We start from the raw sequence: 6,283 nt of genomic DNA, 5'->3' as shown, positions 1-6,283 counted from the left end.
CCCGCTCCCACAGGGATGGTGTTTGTCTGTTACAACGCCTCACGCGATGGCTGGCCATCCACCAGTCGCTGGATACGCAGCGGATTGCCGTTCTTCAGCGCATCCGGCAGCAAATTGTCGGGGTAGTTCTGGAAGCACACCGGTCGCAGGAAACGATCGATGGCCAGCGTGCCCACCGACGTACCACGTGCATCGGAGGTTGCCGGGTAAGGCCCGCCGTGGACCATCGAATCACAGACTTCCACACCGGTCGGATAGCCGTTGAGCAGGATTCGCCCGACCTTCTGTTCCAGCATCGCCGTCAGCCCGGTGAACTCTTCGAAGTCTTCCGGCTCGCCAATGAGGGTGGCGGTCAATTGGCCGTGCAGGCCATTCAAGGCAGCCATCAGTTGCGTGTGATCGGCCACTTCAACCACCACGGTGGTCGGACCGAACACTTCCTCCTGCAGTACTTCATCGCCGTCGATCAGCAAGCTGACATCGGCCTTGAACAGCTGCGGCTGCGCCTGGTTGCCCAGCTGCGGATGACCGGCCAGGTGCTTGATGCCGGGATGCGCGAGGAGTTTTTGCAAGCCCTGGCCATAGCTGCCCAAGGTGCCGCTGTTGAGCATGGTTTGCGCCGGCTGGTCCCCCATCAACCCGGCTACTTGCTGCACAAATGCGCTGAACGACGCAGAACGAATGCCGATCACCAAACCGGGATTGGTACAGAACTGCCCGCAGCCCTGAACCACCGACGCCGTGAGGTCCCGGGCGATCGTATCCGCCCGCGCCTGCAACGCCTCGGGCAATACGATNGAACGAATGCCGATCACCAAACCGGGATTGGTACAGAACTGCCCGCAGCCCTGAACCACCGACGCCGTGAGGTCCCGGGCGATCGTATCCGCCCGCGCCTGCAACGCCTCGGGCAATACGATCACCGGGTTGATGCTCGACATCTCGGCGAACACCGGAATCGGTTGCGCACGTGCCGCGGCCATGTCGCACAAGGCTCGACCGCCCTTGAGCGAACCGGTGAAACCCACGGCCTGAATCGCCGGATGCTTGACCAGTGCCTCGCCGACACCCGCGCCGTAGATCATGTTGAACACGCCTGCCGGCATACCGGTTTTTTCCGCGGCACGAACGATTGCGTCGGCCACCTGCTCGGCCGTGGCCATGTGACCGCTGTGGGCCTTGAACACCACCGGGCACCCGGCGGCCAGCGCCGATGCGGTATCACCGCCAGCGGTGGAGAACGCCAGCGGAAAGTTGCTGGCACCGAACACCGCCACCGGCCCGAGGCCGATACGGTATTGACGCAGGTCCGGACGCGGCAACGGTTGACGCTCCGGTAAGGCCCGGTCGATCCGTGCGCCGTAGAAATCACCGCGACGCAGCACTTTGGCAAACAGGCGCATCTGCCCGCTGGTACGTCCACGCTCGCCTTGAATCCGCCCTGCGGGCAACGCCGTTTCGCGGCAGACCACAGCGACAAAATCATCACCGAGGGCATCCAGCTCATCGGCAATCGCATCGAGAAACTGCGCCCGTCGCTCCGCACTCAGGCTGCGATAGGCCGGATACGCGGACGCCGCAGCAGTGGCCGCCGCAGCGACTTCCTGCGCTGTCGCCTGATAAAAATCGTGGGGCAAGGCCTCGCCCGTCGTCGCATCGACACTCTGCAGCTTGATGCTGCCGGCAGCGCTGCGTTGGCCGCCGATGTAGTTGTGACCAAGAATCCGGGTCATGGGTAAGTCCTCAAAGTGTGCCGACGGTGCCGGGTTCGAAAGCCGCTGCGACCGGTGCGATGCCGTTGATCAACGGCGCGCCGAATTCGGCCTGGGTGATCTCGAACACGTCACCCGGTTGCGTGCGAATGCCATCGGCAAAAGACAGGGTCGCGGTGCCGAAGAAGTGAACGTGCACATCCCCCGGGCGCAGGAACTGGCTGTACTTGAAATGGTGGAATTCCAGATTGGCGAGGCTGTGGCACATGTTCGCCTCGCCACTGAGAAACTCGTTCTGCCACAGCACTTGGCCGTCGCGCAGGATGCGACTGGTGCCCGCCAGATGCTGCGGCAGTTCGCCGACCCGCAGTTCCGGGCCATAGCTGCAACTGCGCAGCTTCGAGTGAGCCAGGTACAGGTAGTTCTTGCGCTCCATGACGTGATCGGAGAATTCGTTGCCCACGGCAAAGCCCAGGCGATACGGTTTGCGGTCACGACCGATCACGTACAGGCCACTGATCTCGGGCTCTTCACCGGCGTCTTCGGCGAATGGCGGCAGTGCAAAGGGTTGGCCCGGCCTTACGACAATGCTGCCATCGCCCTTGTAGAACCATTCCGGTTGCACACCTGCTTCATCCGCCGCCGGTTTGCCGCCCTCCACGCCCCATTTGAAAATGCGCATGGTGTCGGTCATCGCCGCTTCGTCGCCACCTTGCTGATGCATCTTGTCCCGCGCCGACGCGCTACCCAGATGGGTCAGGCCGGTGCCGCTGATGAGCATGTGCGCCGGGTCCGGATGATCCAGCGGCGGCAGGATGCGCTGTTTCGTCAGCAGCTCGGCATAGTCATGGCTGATGCCCAGCCCCAGACCTTGCACCTGTTGCTCAAGGCTGGCGCCGGCCTCGATCGCCGCCAATGCCAGGTCGCGAACCGTGCGCGCGTCCTGCACTTCACGCACCAGGCCGGCCTCGACAACGCCGACACGGCGTTCGCCGTTACTCAATTCGAACTGAACCAAACGCATGAATTTTCTCCTGTAAACCAAAACTTCAAATCAATGCAAAACCCATGTGGGAGCGAGCCTGCTCGCGAAAGCGGTGTGGCAGCCAACATCAATGCTGAATGTCCAATTGCATTCGCGAGCAGGCTCGCTCCCACAGTTGATCGGTGTTGAATCTCAGAATCAGGTACGCGACGCCCCACGCGCACTCGCCGCAAACTCATCGGCTGGCAGAACGTGTTTGCGTTCCAGCAAGCGATACACCACACCAGTCAACACCAACCCGAACACCATCACCCCGGACAGGAAGTACAGGCCCGACGCCAGGTTGCCGGTGTATTCCTTGAGTGCGCCGATCACGAACGGACCGAGGTAGCCGCCGAGGTTGCCCACCGAGTTGATCAAGGCGATCCCCGCCGCCGCACTGGCGCCGGCAAAGAAGCGGCCCGGCAAGGTCCAGAACACCGCCGTGCAGGAGAACAGCGCGAATGCCACCAGGCACAACGCCGCCAGTTGCAGCACCGGCACCGACAGCCAGGCGCTGAGGAACAGTCCGATCGCACCCAGTACGTAAAGCACGGCGAGGTGGCCGTAGCGGTCATTCAAACGATCGGAACTGCGCGGAATGATCAGCAGGCCGATGATCCCAAAAATGTACGGCACCGCGGAAACGAAACCGGTCACCAGGTCGCTGCCGCCGAACTGCTTGATCAAGGTCGGCAGCCACAGGCCCAGGCCATAGATGCTCAACGTCACCGGCAGGTAGAACAGCGCCAACAGCAGGACGCGCTTGTCCTTGAGGGCGTGCAGCGGATTGCCGTGGCGGGTCTGGCCATACGCGTCCAGATCCTTTTTCAGCTCGCCACTGAGCCAGTCCTTTTCCGCCTGGTCCATCCACTGCACTTGTTGCGGGCCGTCCGGCAGGTAACGCAGCACCGGCCAGGTCAACAGGATCGCCGGGGTGCCGATGACGATGAACAGCCACTGCCAGCCGTGCAGCCCCAACACGCCGTCCATGCCCAGCAAGCCACCGGACACCGGGCCGGTGATCATCATCGCAATGGGTTGCGACAGGATGAACAACCCGAGGATCTTGCCGCGATGACGTACCGGGAACCATTGGGTGATGTAGTACAGGACACCCGGAAAGAACCCGGCCTCGGCTGCACCGAGCAGGAAACGCATCACATAGAAGCTGTTCGGCCCCTGGACGAACGCCATGCCGATGGTGATGGCGCCCCAGGTGACCATGATCCGGGCGAACCAGCGTCGGGCGCCGAAGCGGTCGAGCATCAGGTTGCTGGGGATTTCCAGCAGGAAGTAACCAATGAAGAACAGCCCGGCGCCGAGGCCGTAGGCCGCATCGCCCAGGCCGATGTCGGCACCCATGTGCAGCTTGGCAAACCCCACGGCGGAGCGGTCCACATAGGCGATCAGATACAGCAGGATCAGGAAGGGAATCAGTTTCAGCGTGATGCGACGGATAAGCCGCAGTTCCTGGCTCATGAGATCGGTCTCCGATTGTTGTTGTTATGGAACCTCGGGGGACGCCTCTCGCGAAATGTTCACCAGGACCATCCCTCCGTTTGAGCGGACTATATAGTAATACTATTTACTCAACAACACTTCCAAACAGTGCAATTTGCGCTTATGTTACGCCAACCACGAACAATATAGTCATACAATAAGAGAATCGATCATGTCTGATAAGAAACCCACCCTGCGCTCGGCCCAATGGTTTGGCACCGCCGACAAGAACGGCTTCATGTACCGCAGCTGGATGAAGAATCAGGGCATCGCCGACCACCAGTTCCATGGCAAGCCGATCATCGGCATCTGCAACACCTGGTCGGAACTGACCCCGTGCAACGCGCACTTCCGCCAGATTGCCGAGCACGTCAAACGCGGAGTGATCGAGGCCGGGGGCTTCCCGGTGGAGTTTCCGGTGTTCTCCAACGGCGAATCGAACCTGCGCCCGACCGCCATGCTCACCCGCAACCTGGCGAGCATGGACGTGGAGGAAGCCATTCGCGGCAACCCGATCGATGGCGTCGTGCTGCTGACCGGCTGCGACAAGACCACCCCGGCGCTATTGATGGGCGCCGCCAGTTGCGACGTACCGGCCATCGTCGTCACCGGCGGGCCGATGCTCAACGGCAAGCACAAGGGCAAGGACATTGGCTCCGGCACCGTGGTCTGGCAGCTCAGCGAACAGGTCAAGGCCGGCACCATCAGCATCGATGACTTCCTTGCGGCCGAGGGTGGCATGTCCCGTTCGGCCGGCACCTGCAACACCATGGGCACCGCCTCGACCATGGCCTGCATGGCCGAAGCGCTCGGTACCTCCCTGCCCCACAACGCGGCGATTCCCGCCGTGGATGCGCGCCGCTACGTGTTGGCGCACATGTCCGGCATGCGTGCCGTGGAGATGGTGCGCGAAGACTTGAAACTGTCGAAGATCCTCACCAAGGAAGCCTTCGAAAATGCCATTCGGGTCAACGCCGCCATCGGCGGTTCGACCAACGCAGTGATCCACCTCAAGGCAATCGCCGGGCGCATCGGCGTGGAGCTGGACCTGGATGACTGGACCCGTATCGGTCGCGGCATGCCGACCATCGTCGACCTGCAACCGTCGGGGCGCTTCCTGATGGAAGAGTTCTACTACGCCGGCGGTTTGCCAGCGGTGCTGCGCCGCCTTGGCGAGGCCAATCTGATCCCGAACCCGAACGCCTTGACCGTCAACGGCAAGTCCATCGGCGAGAACACCAGGGACGCACCGATCTATGGCGAGGACGAAGTGATCCGCACCCTCGACAACCCGATCCGCGCCGATGGTGGCATCTGTGTGCTGCGCGGCAACCTGGCACCGTTGGGCGCTGTGCTCAAGCCGTCCGCCGCCACCCCCGAACTGATGCAGCATCGCGGCCGCGCGGTGGTGTTCGAGAACTTCGACATGTACAAGGCGCGAATCAACGACCCGGAACTGGACGTGGATGCCGACTCGATCCTGGTGATGAAAAACTGCGGGCCGAAGGGTTATCCAGGCATGGCCGAAGTGGGCAACATGGGCTTGCCGGCCAAGCTGCTGGCCCAGGGCGTGACCGACATGGTGCGGATTTCCGATGCGCGCATGAGTGGCACTGCATACGGTACCGTTGTCCTGCACGTCGCCCCCGAAGCCGCCGCCGGCGGACCGCTGGCCGCGGTGAAGGAAGGTGACTGGATCGAACTCGATTGCGCCAGCGGCCGCTTGCACCTGGACATACCCGATGCCGAACTGGCCGCGCGCATGGCCGACCTGCAACCGCCACAGCAGTTGCTGGTGGGTGGCTACCGCCAGCTGTACATCGACCACGTGCTGCAGGCGGACCAGGGTTGCGACTTCGACTTCCTGGTCGGCTGCCGCGGCGCCGAAGTGCCGCGCCACTCCCACTAACCCCACCGCCCCCCCTGTAGGAGCGAGCTTGCTCGCGATGGACCCGAGACCGCCTCGGGGTGTCAGGTTCCCCACGTTATCGTTGACGTCCATCGCGAGCGAGCTCGCTCCTACAGTCGACTCGCCGCGCCTGCT

The 6,283-nt window shown here is 62.6% G+C and carries 3 protein-coding genes and 2 pseudogenes; 1 reads left to right on the top strand and 4 read right to left on the bottom strand.

Going from position 1 to position 6,283, the window contains the following annotated elements; genetic code table 11:
* Positions 1-29: 29 nt before the first annotated feature.
* From ACLD1X_RS14020 to ACLD1X_RS14005, 4 genes and pseudogenes are all read right to left on the bottom strand, one after another.
* A pseudogene (locus tag ACLD1X_RS14020) lies at positions 30-695 on the bottom strand (aldehyde dehydrogenase (NADP(+))); the annotation flags it as partial.
* A 117-nt stretch (positions 696-812) separates the two neighbouring features.
* Positions 813-1,733 (bottom strand): annotated as a pseudogene (locus ACLD1X_RS14015) (aldehyde dehydrogenase family protein); the annotation flags it as partial.
* Positions 1,734-1,743: 10 nt separating this feature from the next.
* Complete coding sequence (gene araD1, locus ACLD1X_RS14010) at positions 1,744-2,736, bottom strand: AraD1 family protein (RefSeq protein WP_429368497.1); 993 nt, start codon at positions 2,734-2,736, stop codon at positions 1,744-1,746.
* 159 nt (positions 2,737-2,895) lie between these two features.
* Positions 2,896-4,218, bottom strand: coding sequence for an MFS transporter (locus ACLD1X_RS14005; RefSeq protein ID WP_429368495.1), 1,323 nt, complete (start codon positions 4,216-4,218; stop codon positions 2,896-2,898).
* A 193-nt stretch (positions 4,219-4,411) separates the two neighbouring features.
* Between ACLD1X_RS14005 and ACLD1X_RS14000 the strand changes: the two genes are divergently transcribed.
* A complete protein-coding gene (locus tag ACLD1X_RS14000; RefSeq protein WP_429368493.1) occupies positions 4,412-6,148 on the top strand; it encodes an IlvD/Edd family dehydratase in 1,737 nt (578 codons plus the stop codon).
* Positions 6,149-6,283 lie beyond the last annotated feature (135 nt).

The organism is Pseudomonas sp. 18173, assembly GCF_050432945.1.
Lineage (GTDB): Bacteria > Pseudomonadota > Gammaproteobacteria > Pseudomonadales > Pseudomonadaceae > Aquipseudomonas.
The sequence above is the reverse complement of the archived record's forward strand: the minus strand, read 5'-3'. Positions and strand labels throughout refer to the sequence as shown.